The 23,037-nt window shown below is 37.0% G+C and carries 13 protein-coding genes and 1 tRNA gene; 9 read left to right on the plus strand and 5 right to left on the minus strand.

What is annotated here, in order from left to right:
* Positions 1-26 precede the first annotated feature (26 nt).
* The 7 genes from pheS (at position 27) to Bho11B_RS01550 (ending at position 8,011) form a co-directional block, all read left to right on the plus strand.
* Complete coding sequence (gene pheS, locus Bho11B_RS01520) at positions 27-1,118, plus strand: phenylalanine--tRNA ligase subunit alpha (protein ID WP_078673479.1); 1,092 nt, start codon at positions 27-29, stop codon at positions 1,116-1,118.
* 31 nt (positions 1,119-1,149) lie between these two features.
* Positions 1,150-3,564: a phenylalanine--tRNA ligase subunit beta gene (pheT, locus tag Bho11B_RS01525; RefSeq protein WP_078673480.1), complete on the plus strand. Its 2,415-nt coding sequence runs from the start codon at positions 1,150-1,152 to the stop codon at positions 3,562-3,564.
* Between the two features lie 172 nt (positions 3,565-3,736).
* A complete protein-coding gene (locus Bho11B_RS01530; RefSeq protein WP_078673481.1) occupies positions 3,737-4,645 on the plus strand; it encodes a metal ABC transporter substrate-binding protein in 909 nt (302 codons plus the stop codon).
* Entirely contained in the window at positions 4,642-5,469 is an 828-nt protein-coding gene (locus Bho11B_RS01535; RefSeq protein ID WP_035005486.1) for a manganese/iron ABC transporter ATP-binding protein, read from the plus strand. Before Bho11B_RS01530 ends, Bho11B_RS01535 begins: the two co-directional genes overlap by 4 nt.
* A complete protein-coding gene (locus Bho11B_RS01540) occupies positions 5,466-6,329 on the plus strand; it encodes a metal ABC transporter permease (RefSeq protein ID WP_035005488.1) in 864 nt (287 codons plus the stop codon). Before Bho11B_RS01535 ends, Bho11B_RS01540 begins: the two co-directional genes overlap by 4 nt.
* Positions 6,326-7,231 (plus strand): metal ABC transporter permease, encoded by a 906-nt coding sequence (locus tag Bho11B_RS01545; protein WP_035005494.1) that lies wholly within the window; start codon positions 6,326-6,328, stop codon positions 7,229-7,231. Before Bho11B_RS01540 ends, Bho11B_RS01545 begins: the two co-directional genes overlap by 4 nt.
* Positions 7,232-7,624: 393 nt before the next feature.
* Positions 7,625-8,011, plus strand: coding sequence for a YbaN family protein (locus Bho11B_RS01550; protein WP_078673482.1), 387 nt, complete (start codon positions 7,625-7,627; stop codon positions 8,009-8,011).
* Positions 8,012-8,295: 284 nt separating this feature from the next.
* On the opposite strand, the gene pncB is transcribed toward Bho11B_RS01550, so the two are convergent.
* From pncB to aroA, 5 genes are all read right to left on the minus strand, one after another.
* The gene (gene pncB / locus Bho11B_RS01555; RefSeq protein ID WP_078673483.1) at positions 8,296-9,600 is read right to left on the minus strand and encodes a nicotinate phosphoribosyltransferase; all 1,305 of its coding nucleotides are present in this window, start codon (positions 9,598-9,600) and stop codon (positions 8,296-8,298) included.
* A 118-nt stretch (positions 9,601-9,718) separates the two neighbouring features.
* Positions 9,719-18,292: a GH36-type glycosyl hydrolase domain-containing protein gene (locus Bho11B_RS01560; RefSeq protein ID WP_078673484.1), complete on the minus strand. Its 8,574-nt coding sequence runs from the start codon at positions 18,290-18,292 to the stop codon at positions 9,719-9,721.
* A 182-nt stretch (positions 18,293-18,474) separates the two neighbouring features.
* The gene (gene rpsA, locus Bho11B_RS01565; RefSeq protein ID WP_078673485.1) at positions 18,475-20,175 is read right to left on the minus strand and encodes a 30S ribosomal protein S1; all 1,701 of its coding nucleotides are present in this window, start codon (positions 20,173-20,175) and stop codon (positions 18,475-18,477) included.
* A 133-nt stretch (positions 20,176-20,308) separates the two neighbouring features.
* On the minus strand, positions 20,309-20,956 hold the full coding sequence (gene cmk, locus Bho11B_RS01570; protein ID WP_078673486.1) for a (d)CMP kinase: 648 nt from the start codon (positions 20,954-20,956) through the stop codon (positions 20,309-20,311).
* Positions 20,953-22,281: a 3-phosphoshikimate 1-carboxyvinyltransferase gene (gene aroA / locus Bho11B_RS01575; RefSeq protein ID WP_078673487.1), complete on the minus strand. Its 1,329-nt coding sequence runs from the start codon at positions 22,279-22,281 to the stop codon at positions 20,953-20,955. Before aroA ends, cmk begins: the two co-directional genes overlap by 4 nt.
* A 184-nt stretch (positions 22,282-22,465) precedes the next feature.
* Here aroA and Bho11B_RS01580 point away from each other — a divergent pair, with 184 nt between their 5' ends.
* Both Bho11B_RS01580 and Bho11B_RS01585 read left to right on the plus strand, forming a co-directional pair.
* A complete protein-coding gene (locus Bho11B_RS01580) occupies positions 22,466-22,843 on the plus strand; it encodes a TIGR02300 family protein (RefSeq protein ID WP_035005508.1) in 378 nt (125 codons plus the stop codon).
* Positions 22,844-22,946: 103 nt separating this feature from the next.
* Positions 22,947-23,022, plus strand: a tRNA-Ala gene (locus Bho11B_RS01585).
* The last annotated feature ends 15 nt before the right edge of the window (positions 23,023-23,037 follow it).

Below are 23,037 nucleotides of genomic sequence, written 5' to 3' on the forward strand. Positions count from 1 at the left end.
TTTTATTGAAAAAATAGGCAGAAATTATGAACGATAACGATATTGAGCATTTGGAACAAAAAATTTGTTGTGCTTTAGAAGCAGCGAATGATGAACAAACACTTGAAGCAGTGCGTATTGGAGCTTTAGGGAAGAAGGGGAGCATTTCTGAAAAATTAAAGACATTAGGCAATATGAGTGCTGATGAGCGGCATAAACTAGGCCCGGCACTTAATGGATTAAAAAAACGCGTGTTAGAATTATGGATGCAAAAGCGTGATGCTCTCAAAAATCAAGCAATGGCTATACGTCTTTCTAATGAAACCGTTGATGTCACTTTACCTGTTCGTTCATCACCTATAGAGCGGGGCCGTATTCATCCTATTTCACAGGTGATTGATGAAATTGTAACCATTTATAAGGATCTGGGTTTCTCTATTGCAGAAGGGCCAGATATTGAAACGGATTATTATAATTTTACTGTGTTAAATTTTCCTGAAGGTCATCCCGCACGTGAGATGCATGATACCTTCTTTTTTGATGTTGATGAAATGGGAAATCGAAAATTGTTGCGTACACATACATCACCGGTGCAAATTCGTGTGATGGAAAAAAAACAGACACCGATACGTATTATTATTCCTGGAAAAACATATCGTATGGATTCTGATGCAACTCATTCACCAATGTTTCACCAGGTAGAAGGATTAGTGATTGATAAAGTTTCTAACATTGCACATATGATGTGGCTTCATGAAACTTTTTGTAAATCCTTTTTTGAAGTACCTGCGGTAAAGATGCGTTTTCGCCCTTCTTTCTTTCCTTTTACTGAGCCTTCTATGGAAGTGGACATTCAATGTGATCGTTCTGGTTTGGAAGTAAAATTTGGCGAAGGTCGTGATTGGTTAGAAATTTTAGGATGTGGAATGGTGCATCCTCATGTTTTGGGGAATGCTGGTTTTGATCCGGATGAATATCAAGGCTTTGCATGGGGAATGGGTATTGATCGTATTGCTATGTTAAAATATGGTATGCCTGATTTACGAGCTTTTTTTGATGCTGATGTTCGTTGGTTAAATCATTATGGTTTTCGCTGTTTTGACATCTCTCTTTTATTTTCTGGTTTAAATAGTGTGTGATCTTATAGCCGTTGTCGTGTGAGGTTTGAAAATGAAGTTTACATTATCTTGGTTGAAAGATCACTTAGAGACAAGTGCGTCTTTGGATGAAATTTGCGATAAACTGGTAGCAATTGGCCTTGAGGTTGATCATATTGAAGATCGTTCTTCTTTAGCCGGTTTTGTAATTGCAAAAGTTTTAACTGCTATTAAACATCCTGATGCGGATAAATTACAGGTTTTATCAGTAGATATAGGGTCTGATTCGCCTATCCAAGTTGTATGTGGTGCGTCAAATGCACGTCCTGGACTTGTTGGTGTTCTTGCGTTGCCAGGCACTTATGTTCCTGGACTTGATGTGACATTATCTGTAGGGAAAATTCGTGGTGTTGAAAGTTTTGGTATGATGTGCTCACAAGCAGAGCTTGGTTTATTCGATGAGGATTGTGGGATTATTGAACTTTCGAAAGATGCACCTATTGGGATGTCATTTGTAACTTATGCAGGATTAGATGACCCAGTGATTGATATTGGTTTAACACCTAATCGCTCTGATTGTACAGGTGTTAGAGGAATTGCGCGTGATTTGGCTGCAACTGGAATTGGAAGATTAAAAAAATTATCTTTACCACAACTGTCTTCGTTTTTTGAAACATCAGTTCAAGTATCTTTGAATTATCCGCAGGACTTATCATTATGCTCAGGTTTTTCTTGGTGTGAGATTCGCAATGTACAAAATGGCAGGTCGCCGCAATGGATGCAACAGCGTTTGAATGCTATTGGTTTGCGATCAATAAATGCCTTGATTGATATAACAAATTATATCAGTTTTGATTTCGGTCGTCCCCTTCATGTTTTTGATGCGGATAAGCTTAAGGGGAAATTGAGCGTCCGTCTTGGTCGTGAGGGTGAACAATTTCAAGCATTAAATGGTAAAGTTTACAATTTAGGTCTTGAAAATTGTGTTATTGCGGATGAAGAGGGTGTTATTGCCATTGCCGGTATTATGGGTGGTGAAAGAACTGGTTGTGATGACAAAACACGTCGTGTCATTATTGAATCAGCGCTTTGGGATTCAAAGAATATTGCACGCACAGGTCGTTCATTAGGACTTATTAGTGATGCGCGTTACCGATTTGAACGGGGTGTTGACCCGGCTTTTATGGAATCGGGTCTTGAGATTGCTGCGGAATTAGTTTTGCGTTTTTGTGGTGGTGAAGCATCAACAACACAAGTCATTGGGTATAAAAAGCCAGAAATTAAAAAGATAGTTTTTCCATTTTCTGAAATTAAGCGTTTAACCAATTTAGAGATAGAACCAGAGCAAGCTTTTACTCTTTTGACACAACTTGGATTTGGCCTTGAAGGAAAAGGGGATGTGGTTACGGTTACAGTACCAACCTGGCGTCTTGATATTGTTGGTAAGGCTGATTTAGTAGAAGAAATCATGCGAATTTATGGATTAGATAAGATACAGCCTATACCGTTGGAAAGTTTAGCTGAAGTTAAGCAGAAAACGTTTACATTTTTGCAGATTTGTTCACATACTGCTCGTCGGATTTTAGCGTATCGAGGTATGATGGAAGCCATAACATGGTCATTTATTTCTGAAAATCAGGCATTAGCTTTTGGGGGCGGTCAGGCACAGCTTAAATTAGTGAATCCTATTGCTTCTGATATGTCTGTAATGCGTCCTTCTCTTTTACCTGGCTTACTTGTTGCTGCACAGCGAAATATTGATCGTGGTTTTTCAGATTTTGCTTTGTTTGAAGTTTCCAACATTTATGAAGGTGATACACCGGATAAGCAACGGAATGTTGCTAGTGGTATTCGTTGTGGTACGGAAAAGTTTGAAGGAGGTGGACGCTTTTGGACTGGAAATGCAAAGGCAGTGGATGTTTTTGATGCTAAAGCGGATGCATTTGCTGTTTTAGAAGCATGTGGTATGGATAGCAATAAAGTGCAAATTGAAATTGGAGCACCTCATTGGTATCACCCTGGTTGTTCGGGTGTTATCAAACTTGGACCAAAGGTTATTCTTGGTTTTTTTGGTATTTTTCATCCTACTACTCTGGAAAAGTTAGGTGTAAGTGGTCCTATATGCGGTTTTGAAATTTTCCTTGATCGAATTCCAGAGCCCAAAAAAAAGGTTACTAAAATTCATCCTTCTTTAAGTTTATCACCTTTTCAAAGGGTACGACGTGATTTCGCATTTGTTGTTGATAAAGAAGTTGCAGCCTCTCTTATTATTCGTGCTGTGAGTGGAGCGGATAAAAAACTTATTCATTCAGTACAGGTTTTTGATCTTTTTGAAGATCCAAGTCTTGGTCATGATAAAAAATCTGTTGCAATTGAAGTGACTATTCAGCCTATGGAACGGACTTTAACTGATGAAGATCTTGAAAGATTGACTTTAAAAATAATTGAGAATGTCGCGAAAACAACAGGCGCATATTTGCGTCATTAATTATTATATTGTGCAGACATAGTTTTGTTTTCTTGAATATGAAACAAATATTTCACTATTCTCTTTTTTAAAATAGCTAGAAAAGACATTATTTTTAAAATTATTGCAAAGTTAGAAATTAACTGTTATTTGTATATGATAATGCAAATCATTAGCAATAGAAAGAAAATCAATGCAACTGAAAGCTTTTTTTATCGCATGTTTTTGGGGTGTAATTCTTTTAACCCCCAGTACAGTTTTGAGCGCTGGTAAATTTAAAGCTGTTACAACTTTTACTATTATTGCCGATATGGCTCGTAATGTTGCAGGTGATGTTGCTGATGTTGAGTCAATTACCAAACCAGGTGCTGAAATTCATGAATATCAACCTACGCCACGCGATCTTATGCGAGCTCAAGGAGCTAACCTTATCTTATGGAATGGTTTAGAATTAGAACTTTGGTTTGAGAGATTTTTTCAAAATATCAAGGATGTTCCAAGTGTAGTTGTTTCAGAAGGTATTGCGACTATCAAAATTGGAGATGGGCCTTTTAGCGGTAAACCCAATCCTCATGCGTGGATGTCACCAATCTCTGCCTTGATTTATGTTGATAATATTCGTGATGCTTTTATAAAATATGATCCTAAGCATGCTGCTATTTATAATAAGAATGCTGAAGTTTATAAACAAAAAATTCGCTTGAGCATTGACCCAATTAAAGCTGAGTTGCAAACAATACCAGAAGATAAGCGTTGGCTTGTAACAAGTGAAGGTGCGTTTAGTTATTTGGCTCGTGATTTTGGTTTGAAAGAACTCTATTTATGGCCTATTAATGCTGATCAGCAAGGGACACCGCAGCAAATTAAGCGTGTCATTGACACAGTTCGGAAATATAATATTCCGGTTGTTTTTTCTGAAAGCACTGTTTCTGCTGCGCCTGCCAAACAGGTGGCAAGGGAAACAGGGGCTAAGTATGGGGGTGTTCTTTATGTTGATTCACTGAGTAGTAAGGATGGTGAGGTTCCTACTTATATTGATTTATTACGTGTTACGAGTGCACGTATTACTAAGGCTTTGTCAGATGAGGTAAGAAGCCGATGACTGAGTCTGGAATATCTGTCCAAGATGTATCTGTGACTTATCGTAACGGGCATACAGCTTTGCGAGAAGTGAGTTTTGAAAGTCCTATGGGTTCTATTTCTGCATTGATTGGGGTTAATGGATCAGGGAAGTCTACATTATTTAAAGCTATTATGGGATTTGTAAAACCTTCAAAGGGGAAGATTTGCATTTTAGGTTTGTCAGTTAAAAAGGCTTTGAAACAAAATCTTATTGCATATGTTCCCCAAAGTGAGGATATTGATTGGGACTTTCCTGTTCTCGTTGAAGATGTTGTTCTGATGGGACGATATGGTCATATGAATTTTTTTCGCTATGCTCGAAAACAAGATCATGAAGCTGTTCGTATTGCGTTAGAACGTGTCGATATGTTGCCATTTGCTAAACGTCAGATTGGTGAGCTGTCTGGTGGACAAAAGAAACGCGTTTTTTTGGCACGTGCTCTTGCGCAACAAGCAAAAGCGATTTTACTCGATGAACCCTTTACAGGAGTTGATATCAAAACAGAGGATAAAATTATCACTTTGTTACAAGATTTGCGTAAAGAAGGTGCTGTTATATTAGTCTCGACTCACAATTTAGATTCCGTTACTGAATTTTGTGATCGAACGATTTTAATCAAGGGAACGGTTGTCGCTTCTGGAATAACAGAAGTGGTTTTTACACAAAAAAATCTTGAAAAATTTTTTGGTGGTTCTCTGCGTCATCATTATGCTGGTTCCCAAAATGCACAAAAAAATGATATTGCCACAGATGATAAGTCTTTATTTCATGATTGCAATCAAAAGCTGGAGCATATTTTATGATTCCTTGGTTGCTTGAACCTTTTGCCTATCAATATATGATTAATGCAATGTGGGTTTCAGGGTTAGTTGGCTGTGTTTGTGCCTTTCTTTCTGCTTTTTTAATGTTAAAAGGTTGGTCATTGATTGGTGATGCGCTTTCCCATTCGATTGTTCCTGGAGTTGCTGGTGCTTATCTTTTGGGACTCCCTTTTTCATTTGGAGCTTTTTTTTCTGGTGGGCTTGCTGCTGCGGCAATGTTATTTTTAAATTATCGAACAAAGCTAAAAGAAGATACAATTATTGGTTTAATTTTTTCTTCCTTTTTTGCATTTGGATTGTTCCTGAAATCATTAAGACCAATGTCTGTTAATATTGATACAATTGTTCTTGGAAATGTTTTAGCAGTTAGTTCATCAGATATTATGCAGTTAGCTTGTATTGGGTTCTTTTCTCTTTTTATATTGTGTATGAAATGGAAAGACTTGTTGGTTTTTTTATTTGATGAGAGTCATGCGCGCGCTATTGGACTAAATGTTACGCTATTAAAAATTCTCTTTTTTACACTTCTTGCTGCTTGTACTGTTGCGGCTATGCAAACAGTAGGAGCTTTTTTAGTGATTTGTCTTGTAATTACACCGGGGGCAACGGCTTATTTTTTAAGTGATCGTTTTGTAAATCTTTTGATCATTGCAGTTATGATTGGAACCTTTACAAGTATCTTGGGTGTTTATATGAGTTATTTTTTGAATGCGCAAACTGGTGGTGTTGTTGTACTTTTTCAAACGTTTTTATTTATAGTCGCCTTTATTTTTGCTCCTAAACACGGTTACATTGCTGCACGCTTACGTGTGAGAGCAGCAAAAAGGTGTGGTGACATATGATTGATCAATTGCTACTTCCTTTTCAGTTCTCTTTTATGATTAAAGGGATGATGATTACCATTATTTTGGCTATTCCAATGGCTCTACTTTCTTGTTTCCTTATTTTAAAGGGATGGGCTCTTTTAGGAGATGCAATTTCTCACGCAGTCTTTCCTGGAGTAGTTGTTGGATATATGGCAACGCCATGGGCTATGACATTTTTGTCTTCTATGCCGTTTCTTTGGTTTCATGATGTACGTCCTGCTAATGTCACAATGACTTTGATTGCTTGTGGTGCTTTTTTAGCAGGTATGATTTGTGCCATTGTAACAGGTTTCTTAGGGAATAACAGTCGGATTAAACAGGACACTGTTATGGGCGTTGTGTTTTCATCCATGTTTGGTTTAGGGCTTGTTTTAACAACAGCAATATATAGCGATTTAGATTTAAATCATATTTTATTTGGTAATCTTTTAGGTGTTAATTGGCTTGATATTACGCAAACAACAATAATTTCTGTTATTGTTACGATGGTTTTAGGTATAAAATGGCGTGATTTTATGTTGTACGTTTTTGATTCAGTTCAAGGACGTGCAATAGGGTTATCAATATCGGTGCTTCATTATACTTTTTTAACAATGATTTCTCTGACAATTGTTTCTGCGTTGCAGGCAGTTGGAATTATTTTAGTTATTTCTTTATTAATTGCACCAGGTGCTATTGCTTATCTCCTTACTAAGCATTTTTTTTCTATGCTTTTAATTGCTGTATTTATTGCAGTGTGTTCCAGTTTTCTAGGAATTTATCTCAGCTTATTTATTGGTTCTGATTCTGCTGCTACAATTGTATTGATTTTAACAATTATTTTTATTGTTATTTTTATATCCACTTCCTTTCGTCAGAGTACAGTTCAAAAAATTTAAATGTAATGGAAATTACGCATAGCAGCTATGCATTTTTGTATGTTGTTTCTAGCATATGTTTTCACTAAATAAAGGAGAGCTAGGTCATTTTCCTCCTAATGTCTAGTGGATGAATGCAGTATTACTCCTCCCAACGCTGCATTCGTAATTACAAGGCTGCATTGATTTATCATGCAGCCTTTTTTTGGGAATTCTCTAAAAGAGTTAATTTTTATTGTTTGAAAACTTTAAAATTATTATCATATTGTATAGATTGTTCTTTGTTTTGGAAAACAATTATTCCTGAGAGTGCATTAGGTTAATGTATTATTTAGAGAGATGATGATCTATTAAATTTCGTAATAACAATATTTTGCATAATAGTATCTGAGTAAGAAAAAACAGCTATAAATAATGAAGAAAGATTTTAAGATATCTCGCCCTCTCCGTATTTGCTATTCTATATTAGGATGGGCAATGATTGTATTAGGTTTTATCGGTATCGTTTTACCTATTATGCCTACAGTACCCTTTTTATTAGTCGCTTCATGGTGTTTTGCTCGTTCATCGCCACGTTTTCATCATTGGTTGTGTAATCACAGAATTTTTGGTTCTCCTATTAAAAAATGGGAGGAAAAGAAAGCTATTCCGTCATCTATCAAGATTTTTGCAGTGATAAGTATGCTAGGGGGTTTTTTATCGTTTTTGGTGATAATCCATCCAGCTTTATGGCTTATTTTATTGGTTGCAGTTATTTTATTGATGATAGCTCTTTATATTATAACGCGTCCATCTTCTTAAATATGGTCGAAATGGAAAATTTTACTAAAAGAAGTATTTTTACTTTGATTTATTTTATAAAAGTTTAGCATTTATAAATACCGAAACGGTATTTCACTTTATAAGATTTTTCAAAATATTATAAGACTGCTGCATGCATTAAAGAGAATTGTTGTTCTTGGTATTAGGAAGCGCGATTGCAACGAGGCAAGATTGGATTATAATCTTATTTTATATTTAAAAAGGAATATTTTGTCGGTTAAATTTATTGTTCAGAAGTTATTTTTATACAAATTAATTAATGGTTAAATTTTTACAGGTTTAGCAGTGCGTTGTTCATTCCCAAAAAAATTTAAGTAACGCTGTATTTCTTGTGGATCACCAATAGCTTTTTCAGGATTATCTGAAAGTTTTACAGCTGGTCGGCCATTTGCATGGGTGACTTTACAGACAAGAGAGATGGCTTCAAGATTTGGAACATTTTTAGGTGCACAATTTTCAAAATCATTAGTGAGATTAGTTCCCCATCCAAAATACATACGGACTTTGCCATGAAAGTGGTGATAAGTTTTCTCAATGGTATCTATATCTAGAGCATCGGAAAAAATTAATAATTTTTCACGTGGGTTTTTTCCTTTTTCTTGCCACCATTTGATGATTCGCTCACCTCCTTCGATCGGGGGAGCGCTGTCGGGCCTGAAGCCTGTCCAGTCTGCTACCCATTCCGGAGCATTTCGTAAAAAAGCTTCTGTGCCAAAAGCATCAGGCAATACAATTAAAAGATTACCACCATAATAACGATTCCAATCTTGTAAGACTTTATAAGATGCTTTACGTAAATCATCGTCATTGTTGGTAAGAGCAGAAATAACCATTGGTAATTCATGGGCATTTGTACCAAGAGCTTCTACATCTGTATCCATGGCGAGAAGGACATTAGAAGTGCCTGTAAAAGAATTACCAATTCCTTCTTTTAAAGCTTCAACACACCAGCGTTGCCATAAAAAGGAGTGTCGACGTCTTGTACCAAAGTCAGATATTTTAATGTCAGGCAGTTTTTTAAGTCGTTCAATTTTGCTCCACATTTTTGTTTTGGCACGAGCATAAAGTACATCAAGTGCAAAAAGACCAAGATCTTTCATAGCAGCACGTGAACGTAATTCGCTAATGATAGCGAGAGCAGGAATTTCCCACATAGAACTGTAAGCCCATGGTCCATCAAAACGAAGAATATATTGACCATCTTTGCGGGTTAGTTCATATTCTGGAAGCTGAAATTTTTCAAGCCACTGTAGAAAATCTGGTTCAAAAATTCGTTTACGTCCATAAAATGTATTACCGGCAAGCCAGATCATTTCTTTCTTAGTAAAGCGCAAGCTAAGGGCATGATCAAGTTGAGCGCGCAATTCACTTTCATCAATATCATTGGCAAGACGAATTGTTTTTGTGCGGTTTATGAGAGAAAAAGTAGCATTAACATCTGGATACAATCCCCAGATCATCTGCACCATAAGAAGTTTATAAAAATCTGTATCAAGAAGAGAACGGATGATTGGATCAAGTTTCCACGTATGGTTATAGACACGTCTAGCAATATCTATACAATTCATGAATTTTGTTCTTTTTCGTGAAGTAAAATTTAAAACTGTTTTGCATCCTGCATCATTACAAGGAATGAGTAAACTATAACAATTTTAGAGCTTTGAGCAATATAAAAAGCTTTTTTATTTATGATTCTAGAGTATATACAATTTCATGGTTGCCTGTTTTTTTTAATTTTATGCCTTGATCGATTTTGTTGTATTCTTTTCCGTCAATACTGAGCATGTTTTTATTTGCTCGTCTAATTGTAATTTTATAAACAGCGCTGTGAAATTTCATTTTTGCTTCATATGCAGGCCAGAAGGAGGGTAAATGTGGGCGTAAAAATAATTTTCCAGCTTGCAGATGAAGTCCAAGAATCGTTTGTGTTGCTGCATGATAAAGCCATCCTGCTGAGCCTGTATACCATGTCCAGCCACCTTGTCCACAATGTGGTTCAACTGTGTAAATATCTGCGGCCATGACATAAGGCTCAACGCGATAGATTTCTGGATTTTGACCATGATTGATAGGATTTATTTTTGAAAACAGTGTGTAAGCTTTATTTTCTTCTCCTATTTCAGCAAGTGCTAAAATGCTCCAAATAGCACCATGAGTATATTGCCCACCATTTTCTCGAATGCCAGGAGGATAACCCTTAATATAACCTGGCTCGAGGGAACTTTTGTTGAAAGGTGGCCAGAAAAGACGTATGAGACCAGTTTTTTCATCATAGAGGTGATCAAGCAGGGATGCCATTGCTTGTTTTTGACGGCTAGAATCTGCCATTTTGGAAATTACAGCCCATGATTGAGCAAGAGCATCAATTTGGCACTCATCATTTATTTTAGATCCCAAAGGAGTTGCATCATCGAAATAACCACGTCGGTACCAAGCACCATCCCATCCTTTTTCTTCTAAGGCTTTAGTGAGACGTTTTAAATATGCACTCCAAGCTTGTACGCGGCTATGATCATTACGATTTTTAGCGAGAGGAATGAATGCTTGTAAAGCAGTACCTAGAAACCATCCCAGCCAGATACTTTCACCTTTGCCTTCAATACCCACTAAGTTCATACCATCATTCCAATCACCACCTAGAATAAGGGGTAAATTATTGGGGCCACAGCGCTTAATAGCGAGATCTAAGGCTAAAGCACAATGTTCATACAGTGTTGTAATGTTGGAGGATTGTATAGGCTGGAAATAAGCATCTTGTTGCCCTGTGGCTAGGGGAGGGCCTTCGATGAAAGGAACAGGGGTATCAAGAAATGCATCCTCACCAGTGGTGCGAACATATAGAGCTGTTCCGTAAGCAAGCCAAACGATATCATCAGAAATAAGTGTCCGGACGCCAGCATTCGTATCAGGAAGCCACCAATGTTGCACATCTCCTTCAGGAAATTGGTGTGCTGCTGCATTTAGTAAGTGCTCACGCGCTAATTGTGGTTTAAGCAATAATAAAGATAAACTGTCTTGCAGTTGGTCACGGAAACCGAATGCTCCACTGGCTTGATAAAAAGCTGAGCGCGCCATTAAGCGGCATGCATAAATTTGATAAGGCAGCCAATGATTGACCATAATATCAAAAGAGGGATCAGGAGTTTTTACTTGTAGTGGAGAAACAAAATCATTCCATTGTTGTTTTTGTTGTGCAAAGACAATTTGAAAATCATCTTTACGAGCTTGATCAAGCAGTTTTTTAGCTTGTTGTATGCTTTCAGTATTGCCAAGATAGAAGATGATTTCTTTTGTTTGTCCTGGTTGTAAATCGATATCATAGGCGAGGGCTGAACAAGGATCACAACCGGGTTCTACTATATTTGAAAGTGGTTCAGCTTTACGAATAGCTTGTGGGTGCTGAATTGTTCCTGTTGTACCGATAAATTCAGTACGATTAGTCGTAAAACTGGTTGGCATTTCGGATGCTGATAAAAAAGTAACCTGTTGAGATTTTTCAATGTGATAAGGATTCTGAATAAAATGTGCACCACGTTTAGAATCATAATGGGGAATAATAAAGGGCGCGTATTGTGTACGGATATTTCCTAAAACCCATTCGGCATAATTATAAAGGCGTAAGCTACGTGGTGTTTCTCCTTCATTTTTAATGATAAGACGAGAAAAACGAATTGGCTTTTCTCCATTAAGTGTATGGGTCAGTTCTAATGCAATGTCTGAATGTTTAGATTTAAAAGTTGAAAACCCAAAACCATGGCAAGCTTCATAAATGACTTTATTATCACATTCGACGGCAGAAACTGGAGAAAAGCATTTTAAAGATAGGCGATCGACAAGATAAAGCGCTTCCCCTGGACGATTGGTAACGGGATCATTACTCCAGGGCGTTAATTGATAGTCACGGCTATTATGAGCCCATGTGAAGAGTGATCCTTCGGCGGATACATGAAAGCCAAAACTATTGTTTGCAATTATGTTAATCCATGGATGTGGCGTTGTTTGACATCCATTCAGACGGACTACGTAATGGTTATGGTGATTAAAACCACCATAACCATTCCAGTAGCGCAAATCTTCACTCGGTACGGGGAAAGAAGAAGTGTTTTGTTGATCAATGAGAGCAATGGAAGAAAATAGGGTCTGTTTGATTTGTGGGGCTTTTTGTATTTTTTTATTAGATTTTTTGTAGTTTAATTTATTATTAGATTCTTGACTATGACTGCTAATAATTAAATCGGAATCAATATTTTCTATACGTTTCAATTGTTCAGATAAAGATCCATTCTGAGCATGCAGGATAATGCGAGCTGACGCGAGAAGTGTTTGAAAATTTTGTTCATTCATTTTATCGCGCTGGAGGGTAAAAATATGATGTTGTCCGTCCATTTCTTTTGTACGGTGACGGTAAGACTCACATGCCCATTCAATGGCGCGTTGTGTATTTTGTAGATAAGAAAATGTCTGTTCATTTAAAATGACTAGATCAACAATGAGACCTCGCATACGCCAATATTCATATGCTTTAAGCAGTTCACGAAGTACAGTGATATCTGTTTCATTATCAAGTCTGAGAAGGCAAATAGGATAGTCTCCTGAAATAGACATTGGCCATAAATCAGATTGTTTTCCAAGAGTTTTTGCTAATATTTCCGGAGGAAGACGCCACGTTCGATCAGGGTAAATAAGTGGCGTTATATATTTTTGGTAAGTAATAGCTTCTCTAGGATTGATATTTTTTTGATACAGTGAAACTTGTGAATGCATCCATGCTTTTGATAAAGCTTGCTGGAACATATCAGGTTGTCGATAGGATTCAATATAGTTTTGTAATGTTTCTTTTGAATCGGCAGCAAAAGTCCAAAAAATAAGTTCTGCTTTTTCATGTGCTGGAACTTTTATACGACAACGGATTGAGATAATCGGATCAAGAACACACCCTTGATTACCTTTGAAACGAGTCTTTTGGTCAAAGATAATTGGGTGATGAATAGATCGACCACGGCCAATAAAAATGCGACGATCGGTTTCTGCTTCTGCTTCTGGGATAATTCCTGATGGATCAGTAACAAAGTGAGCAACGTGAATATTAGGATCATGAGGAGAGCGTTTGCGTCTTTTAGCTAAAATTGTTCCACCTGAATCAAGAATTTCTGTTTCTATGAACATTCGCGAAAAAACAGGATGAGTAAAGTAATCTTTCATTGTTGCGAGTGCTAATTCACCATAAGAAGTTATTTCAATTATTCGGTCTTTGTTTGTTGTATTCATTAACTGTATACGTCGACCTTCACCGTCACCTTCAGAAGTAACAAGACATTCAAGTGTTGATTTCAGTCCATCAACTGTTTTTATATATTCAGCTTTTTCATCTGTAAAAATACTGACCACTTCTTCTTCAGCTATACGTGTTGGTTCACTAGTGACAGACCACCAGCGTTTATTATGCGTATCTTGGACAAAGAACAGAGTTCCTTGTTGATCTTCGGATGCATCAGGAATAAAACGCGTGATAGCATAGTTATGCCAACGGCTATAACCAGAACCATTTGCTGTTGTCATTATGGAATAACAACCATTAGATAGAAGCAAAGTTGCTCGAGGTTGAAGAAGAGGACTTGTAATAATGCGTGCAGGGATATCATCAAAACCTTTAGAGTTTTTATGTATAGAATTGTTGATTTTAGTATGAATAACAGGAATTTGTCGTGGGGCTCTTTCCTGTAATAAGAGTTGTACAGCTTTTATAATTGGATCACGATGAAAGCGATTGCGCATACGTCCTTCAAAAACAACATTATCAATGGCAAGAATTGACATGCCATGATGATGTGCATAATAGTTACGTACGATAGCGTATTTTTTTCCTTTTTGTACACGCGAAGGAGTAAAATCAATAGCATCGTAATAACCGTATGTTCCTAAAGCACCAAGATTACGCAGGTATTTTAGATTAGCGATAGATTGAGTTGGCATATATTGTGCGGCTAAAAGACTAGCATAAGGAGCAATAACAGCGTTGCGTGATAAGCCACGTTGAAGCCCTAGTCTTGGAACACCAAAATTGGAATATTGGTAATTCATTAAATGGTCACGGCTATTAAATGCAGCTTCTGAAATACCCCATGGCAATCCTCGTTTGCGCGCATATTGTATTTGATGGCGAATAATGAGGCGATTTGTTTGATCGAGTATGGACCCTAAGGGTTCATGCATAATGAGAGAAGGCATAAGATATTCAAACATGGATCCTGACCATGATAATAGAGCACTTTTCCAACCAATTGGGATAAGTAATCGGCCAAGACGAAACCAATGTTTAAATTTAATGTCGCCCTTAGCGATAGCAAAGAGGCTTGAGAGACGCGCTTCTGAAGCTAAAAGATCATAGCAGCTTTCATCAAGTTTATTTTCCTGTACGCGATAACCAATAGATAAAAGTTGACGTTCAGTCTGTTCTAAAAAATCAAATTTCATATCTAAAGCTATTTGTCGGGCTTTTTCAGATAAAGTATTTAATTCTTTGCATAATTCTTTAATATCATAGTTATTGGTAATATCATGGTTATAAGCTTCACAGTTTTCTACCAGGCATTTAGCCCAGGATAACATATGAGCAGATTCTTTTGTTTGGATTATTTTATCCAGTTCATTGATTAAATGTACAATGTTACGAGCAGTAATCGAAAGATGAGAGATATTCATAACAGTTGCTGATTTTGCTTTGAGTTCACTAACAGAGTGGTGAAAATGAGCAATATGCTCTTTGATCTGTTGAGGGAATGGATGAAGAAACTTAAGGTTATCAGGAATTTCTTTTAAGATTTCTTCAAGAATATTACTAATATCGAATAAGCCATCTAGATCGCTTTGTAAAAAAGCATCAGGTACTTCAGCCCATTCGTTTAAAGCGGAAGATAGCGTTATTAAATGGCCAGCAAGATTACCTGAATCAACTGTTGAAACATAAGTTGGTAGAAGAGGTTTAAGTGTATCTGTTTCATACCAATTATAAAGATGACCTCGAAATTTTTCCATTTTTTCGAGAGTATTTAATGTGCACTTAATTCGCGTAATGGTATCTTCAAAGCTAATCCAACCGAAATCACGTGCGGCAATAATAGAAAGTAGGTAAACGCCAATATTGGTAGGTGATGTGCGTCGTGCAACAAGAGGTTCAGGATCTTCTTGAAAATTATCAGGTGGCAAATAATTATTTTCTGCATCAACAAAGGTTGCATAATAAAGCCATGTCCGTCGTGCAATGCTCCGCAGTATTTTTTTATCTGCAGAAGATATATCAAGAACATCTTGAAATGTTATTGGTTTACTAACAATCCATGCAATCAGCGGTGAGAAAAACCATAAAAGCCCAAAAGGTAAAGCAATCAATATTGTTGAATTATGAAAGAAGAGAGGTAATCCTATAGCTATAATACCAATAAATACTGCTGGCCACATAGTGATGATATAGAAGCTTAAACTATTGGGAATGGCTTTCATTGTGGCTGAAGTTTTCCATTCAAGAAGATATTGTTTGGAAATCATCATGCGATAGAGTGCACGAATGATTGCATCAGTCATAAAATAAGCTGAGTGGGCTATAAATGTGATTTTAAGCAATATTTCTAAGACCATGGAGGAAATATTATTTAAAATTAATTGTAACTGTCCGCGTAAAGAATAATCGCTATTGGAGGAAATGAATGTACGAAGCAAACCTAAAATTGATGCAATAAAGGGGCTAAAAAGCAGAAATATTTGCCAAACAATTGCTATCTTTGACGGTAAAAAAGACCATCCTGCTGTTGCTGCAACAAGCCACATGAGTGGTGTAAGAGAACGGCGCAAATTATCCTGCATTTTCCAGCGCGTAGTGAGACTCACGCTATGGTGGTTTAAAAGATAAGGCAATAACTGCCAGTCACCACGGATCCAACGGTGATGACGAGCGACATCCACGTTATAGGCTGTTGGATAATCTTCAATGATTTCTACATCACTGACAAGTGCAGCACGTGCATAACTTCCTTCTAAAAGATCATGACTAAGAACAGTGTTTTCTTTGATTTTGTTCTTCAGTGCTTGTTCAAAGGCATCGATATTATAAAGACCTTTTCCGGTAAAAGTTCCTTCTCCCAAAAGATCTTGATAAATGTCAGATACACTAAAGACATAAGGATCAATTCCACGATTGGTAGAGAAAATCTGTTGCAAAATTGATGTTTCTTCTTCTGCTGTGAGAGGAGGTGTAATACGGGGTTGTAAAATGCTGTAGCCTTTTACAACCCTTCCATTTTTTTCAGAAAAAACGGGACAATTAAGTGGATGGTTGAGCTTACCAACGAGTTTAGTGACACTTTCAGGAGTTAGACGTGTATCTGAGTCTAAGGTCATAACAAAACGACAATCCATGGGAAGATGTGGATCTGGAGCATAAAAACTCGTATTTTTATTTCCTTGGAGTAAGAGATTAAGCTCATGAAGTTTTCCCCGTTTACGCTCCCATCCCATCCAGCATTTTTCATGAGCGTTATAAAGACGTCGACGGTGGAGAAGAAAAAATAAAGGAATGTTATTACGCTGATAGCGCTGGTTTAGTTGAGCAATACCCTTTTTTGCATAGTGCAATAGATCAAGGTCGTTTTGTGTTTCTTCAAATGGAGAATCTGCCCAGTCTGTGATGAGAGCAAAATGAATGGCTCCCTGGGGATTAGAAAGGTAGTGTACTTCAAGATTATTTATTTGTTCATCAATATCATGACGTGATGTGATTAAAGTGGGGACAACAACCATAGTGCGCGCATCTTCAGGAATACCTTCTTTATATTCATAACCAATGAGCCGTTTTGGTGAAACAAACCATGAAACAACAGTGTTAAAAAAAGCAAAAGTAGCATCCATAGTAGGAAAAAGTGCTAGTGCAGTGAAAAGGAGTGTCATTAATGGTGTGAGACCAGATGTTCGTAATGAAATATAGATCGTGGACAAAAGAACCAGCATTAAAAGAGAAACAGGGATGGCAATAATTCCTATTTTTAAACGATGATAAGTTTGAATCCATTTTGTTAGAAATGATGGATTATATTGACAGGCTTCTTCAAAAATAGGGCGTCCGTCATCAACCAGGTACCACCCAACAGAGAAATTATTCTTACAGGCAACATCTTGAGAACAAGTTTTTGCCATTTCTACAGCTTTACATGCAATTTCTAACTCACTAAGAGGGGAGCGATGGGCGATTTTTTCGATGACTTGTCGATACGCATTACGTGAATGAGAATCAATTTCAGAAAAATCACTATTTTTACGCAGGATAAAGTCTACACAACTTACTGTTTCAAACCATGCCGTCCAATCAATATCATCCATAGTTTTGAGAGTACGAATAATATTGCCCATGGTGATACCATCTGTTGTTTGACGAGTATATTCATCAGCTGTTATCATTTCTGGACTACTGCCATGAAGATGCAACTGTTTTTCAAGCCAGGTTAACGCTATTGTTGCATCAAAAGATGCACCTCGCAGACGGTAAAATAAATGAGCTGAAAAAATCGAATGAGAGGTTAGTGTTTCATAAAGGGTGAGAATATTTAATTGAGTTTCATTTTTTGTAAGGGCGATTTTATCGGCTGCTTGATTAGCAAGAAAGCGCATATAGCGTGCTTGTTCAATACGCAATGAAAGACGGCGGACATTTTCAATTAAGATTATACGAACAACAAAAGGAAGAGCCCATAATTCACTAATTTTTAGAGTACAAATTTTTTGAAAACCATTAACCATTGCTGTTAGCGTTTCTTGTGAAAATCTGCTATCTGTATGGGCAACATAAAGCCAAGCTAAAACAAAAATACGTGGAATTTCTTTTTTTTGTTCATAAAAGGGGAGTTGCTTGATGAACGATTTAGAAAAATTGCAGCGTAATTCCTGTATAGTTTTGTCAATGGTGTAATGATTATCAATAAGCCACTGGGCGGATGGTGCAATTGTTTCGTTATTTCGTGCAGCAACGTCATTGATGTGAAAGACATGGAGAATAAGTTTAGAATTTTCAATTAATCGTTTGCGAAAATTACTTTCTTCTTCTTTATATTCAGGAAGAAAGATTTTTTGGTCAGAGGCTATAGTGTAGCCTAACTTATAAAGCTCTTCTTCTGATTTGTTAGTTGAACGGATAGGCAAACTAATTTCATCGAGAGAGTGAATTTTTGTCTTTTGGGAAGAAAACCACTTCATGCGATGTAATTTGGGGACCATAATATTCTATTACTATTCGATGATGTGTTATTTATTCAATAGACTATTGGTATTTTCTCTCAATAAGTGAACACTTCATTTTTTAAGCTTTGAATTTTCTTGTCAAAAATTAAGGGATTAAAAGAGATTCTCTAATGAAGAATAAAAGGCCACTATATAATTAGTGGCCTTTTATTTCATGATTAATCTTGTTCTTGCTTTTTTAAAGCTGCGCCGAGAATCTCACCAAGAGAAGCTCCTGAATCTGTAGAGCCATACTGAGCTACAGCTTCTTTTTCTTCTGCGATTTCTAAGGCTTTGATTGAGACTGAAAGCTTACGGTTTTTTTTGTCAAATGCAGTGATTTGAGCGTCAACTTTTTGTCCAATAGCAAAACGCTCAGGACGTTGCTCATCACGATCTCGTGCCAAATCAGTACGGCGGATGGTGACTTCAAGATCGTGTTCAATAAGCTTCACATCAACACCATTTTCATTAATGTCTATTACTTCACATGTAACAGTGGCACCTTTCCGTAATTCTCCAGACGCTGCTGCTTCTCTCATTTTGTCACTGGATAGTTGTTTAATTCCTAAAGAAATACGTTCTTTTTCAACATCAACATCAAGAACAACAGCTTGAACAGTATCACCTTTATTGTAAATATCAATAACTTGTTCACCAGGACGATTCCAATCAAGATCAGAAAGATGAACCATACCATCGACATCACCTTCAAGACCAATGAAAAGACCAAATTCTGTTTTGTTTTTAATTTCGCCTGTAATTTGTGAATTCACTGGGTATTTATTCGCAAAAGCTACCCAAGGATTTTCAGATGTTTGCTTTAAACCAAGCGAAATACGGCGTTTAGAAGAATCAATTTCAAGAATAACAACTTCTACTTCTTGTGATATAGAAAGGAGTTTTCCAGGATGTATATTCTTTTTTGTCCAACTCATTTCAGAGACATGGATTAATCCTTCGATTCCTGGTTCGATTTCAACAAAACCACCATAATCAGTGATGTTTGTAACAGCACCAGTAATTTTTTTACCGACTGGATATTTAGTGTTAATATTATCCCATGGATCGTTTTCAAGTTGTTTCATTCCAAGCGAAATACGATGCGTGTCTTGATTGATACGAATGATCTGAACTTTAATAGTTTGGCCAATTGTTAAAACTTCAGATGGATGGTTGATACGCCGCCATGCCATATCTGTAACATGCAAAAGTCCATCAATACCACCGAGATCAACAAAGGCTCCATAATCTGTTATATTTTTGACAATACCTTCAACAATTTGGTTTTCTTCAAGATTTTGAACAATTTCTGAGCGCTGTTCAGCACGACTTTCTTCTAAGACAGCGCGACGTGAGACAACAATATTACCACGACGACGATCCATTTTTAAAATTTCAAAAAGTTGTGCATTATGCATTAAAGGTGCAACATCACGAATAGGTCGAATATCGACTTGACTACGAGGCAAGAAAGCAACAGCACCGTCGAGATCGACCGTAAAACCGCCTTTAACTTGACTAAAGATAATGCCTTCTACGCGTGTCCCAGCATTGAATTTTTCTTCAAGACGAATCCAGCTTTCTTCACGACGTGCTTTTTCACGCGATAAGACAATTTCACCTAGCGCATTTTCAATACGTTCAATGTAAACTTCAACTTCATCACCGATTTGTAAAGAACCATCTTTACTTTTGCTACCAAATTCCTTAAGTGGAATACGTCCTTCTACTTTAAGACCAGCATCAATAATGGCCATATCTTTTTCGATTGCAATGATGCGGCCTTTAACAACAGATCCTTCATTAAGGTCATTCGTTTGAAATGATTCCATTAAAAGGGTTTCAAAATCTGCTGTTGTGGGATTGTATTGTGACATGAGAACTCCTGATACATACCTTATGTTGCAAAAGGTATAAGCGCTAGGTTAGTGTTAATATGAGGTAACTCCACACCTTCTCCCTTTTCGTAAAAGAAAGATAAGCGCTAGGCTGGAAATCACCTTGATGATTTTATTTAACGGCATGCTTTTTTATAAGAGGATCAATAAAGGCGCAAGCAGTTTTCAATACTTCTTTTATACTCAATTCTGATGTGTCAAGCAAGTAGGCATTCTTAGCTGGTTTTAGAGGATGATATTTTCGAGTCATATCACGTTTGTCACGTCGTTCAAGATTGGCCAAAATTTCATGATAGTTTGCTTTTCCTCCTTTTTTTAGAATTTCTTGGTATCGACGTTTTGCACGTATTTGAGCATTCGCTAGGATATAAAATTTTATATCTGCGTGAGGACAGACAACAGTACCGATATCACGGCCATCAAGTACGCTTCCCGGTAATTTTTGGGCAAAATCACGTTGTTTGGAAACAAGAATTTCACGCACAGCTGGTATAGTTGCTACTTGTGATGCGGCTTCGCTAATATCAAGAGAACCGAGAAGAATTGGATCTAAAGTGTTAAAATCAAGCTCTTTAGCATATGCAACAGCATTTATGTGATCATCTAGGGGTAAATTTCGTTTTAAAAGCGAATAGCCAACACTGCGGTAAGTGAGACCAGTATCCAAATGGTGAAGATGATAATAGGCAGCAATTTGTTTTGCTAAAGTTCCTTTTCCAGATGCTGAAAGGCCATCAATTGCAATAATAAAAGGTTTCAATAGATTCGACCTCCAAGTTGATGCATTAAAGGAATAAATTCTGGACAATTGGTAATAATCATCTGTTTATCATCAATCATAACAGGTTTTTCTGAGACGAGTCCAAAAATAAGAAAACACATTGCAATTTGATGATCAAAATGTGTAGTAACGCGCCCACCTCCTAAATCTTTGGTAGAATTTTTCCCATGGATAATAAGAAAATCTTTACCATTTTCACAATGAATATGATTGATTTTTAATCCTTCAGCAAGGGTAGAAAGTCGATCTGATATTTTACAAAATAACCCTTCAATTCCTGAGATAATTGTTTTCCCTTTCGCAAAGGCTGCTGCTATTGCTAAAGCAGGATATTCATCAATTATTAATGAGGCTCGTTCTTTTGGTACAGTTACACCTTTTAACTCTGATGATTTAACGCGTATATCGACAATATTTTCTATACCTGTTTTGCGTTGGTTCAAGAGTTCAATTTTAGCACCCATTTCCCATAATGTTTGGATGAATTCCATTTTCTCGTCGTTGACGAGAACATTTTTAAGTGTGATATCAGAATTTTCTACAAGAAGAGCTGCAATAATTGGAAAAGCTGCTAGGGATAGGTCACCTGGAACATTAATGATTTGTCCAATAAGATGCGGCTGACCCTTAAGAGAAGTGAAACGTGTGCCTGTTTTATCTATTTTTATATCAATTTCAGCACCAAATGCTTGTAGCATTTTTTCTGTATGATCTTGTGTAAGAGTTTGCTCAATAATGGTTGTAGTACCGGCGGTATTAAGACCGGCAAGAAGGATTGCTGATTTTACTGGGGCGGAAGCCATAGGTATAGGGTACCGAATCGGGTTAGCCATTTTGGGACCGTAAAGCGTTAAAGGCAAGTGGTTACCAAGAGTTGGCTCAGTTTCAACTCCCATTAAACGCAATGGATTAAGGATATGCTCCATTGGATATCTAGAGAGTGAGGCACTGCCGAGAAAAGTCGTTTTCATATGGTAAGAGCTAACCAGTCCCATGATCAGGTGAGCACTTGTTCCAGAATTGCCAAAATTTAAAGGTGTTTGTGCTTGTAGTAAACAACCATTACCGGTTCCATGAATAATCCAAAGGTTATTTTTTTTGTAACATTGTGCTCCCATAGCTTGCATGATGGTAGCTATACGCAAAACACTATCATTTTCGAGAAGCCCATGAATATGTGATTCTCCATGCGCCAATCCTCCTAATATAAGTGCTTTATGGGAGATTGATTTATCTCCTGGCATTTTGATTATGCCAGAAAGATTTGTTGATTTTTTAGCAGTTGCTGGTATTGCTTTATACATCGAATCTTTATTTAGTAAGATATAAATTTTAAAAAATTAGATGCCCTTTATCATATGTTTTGATAAGCGTCATGAGAAAATCCGTGTGGAACTATGTATTTGTCTTTGACAAGTGCATTGTTTTTTGTTTAAGCACCATGGAATTCGTTTTAATGCAATTTAACTAACCAAAGAGGCACGGTCTATGGCAAAGCCAGAACTTGGAACCAAACGTGTTGACCCGGAAACGGGAAAGAAATTTTATGATCTTAATCGTGATCCTATCGTGTCGCCTTATACAGGGCTTTCTTATCCGCGTTCTTATTTTGAGGTTGCAGCGGCTGAAGTAAGTAATGAAGAAGAGGTTGATACTGAAGAACTTGATACGGCACTTGAGAAGTCTGCCTTTATGTTGCTTGAAGAAGATGTCGATGTGTCTAAAGATGATGAGATCCCTGATTTGGATGATGACGATGTAGATCTTGTTGATGATGATACATTTTTGTCTCATGACGAAGGTGATGAAGATGATGATGTAACTGATATCCTTGGCAATGGTGTTTCTAACGATGATGATGTTTAAAAAAGCAAGAAGAGATTATGTTCTATTTATTGGTATAGATTTTTCTTGATCTTCAGTTTGTCTCGTTCTAAGAACTTTGCGGAGAGTGTTTATTGTTTTTTGTGGGGCTATAGCTCAGCTGGGAGAGCGCTTGCATGGCATGCAAGAGGTCAGCGGTTCGATCCCGCTTAGCTCCACCAAAAAGATCAAATATT

The organism is Bartonella sp. 11B (assembly GCF_002022625.1).
Classification (GTDB): domain Bacteria; phylum Pseudomonadota; class Alphaproteobacteria; order Rhizobiales; family Rhizobiaceae; genus Bartonella; species Bartonella rochalimae.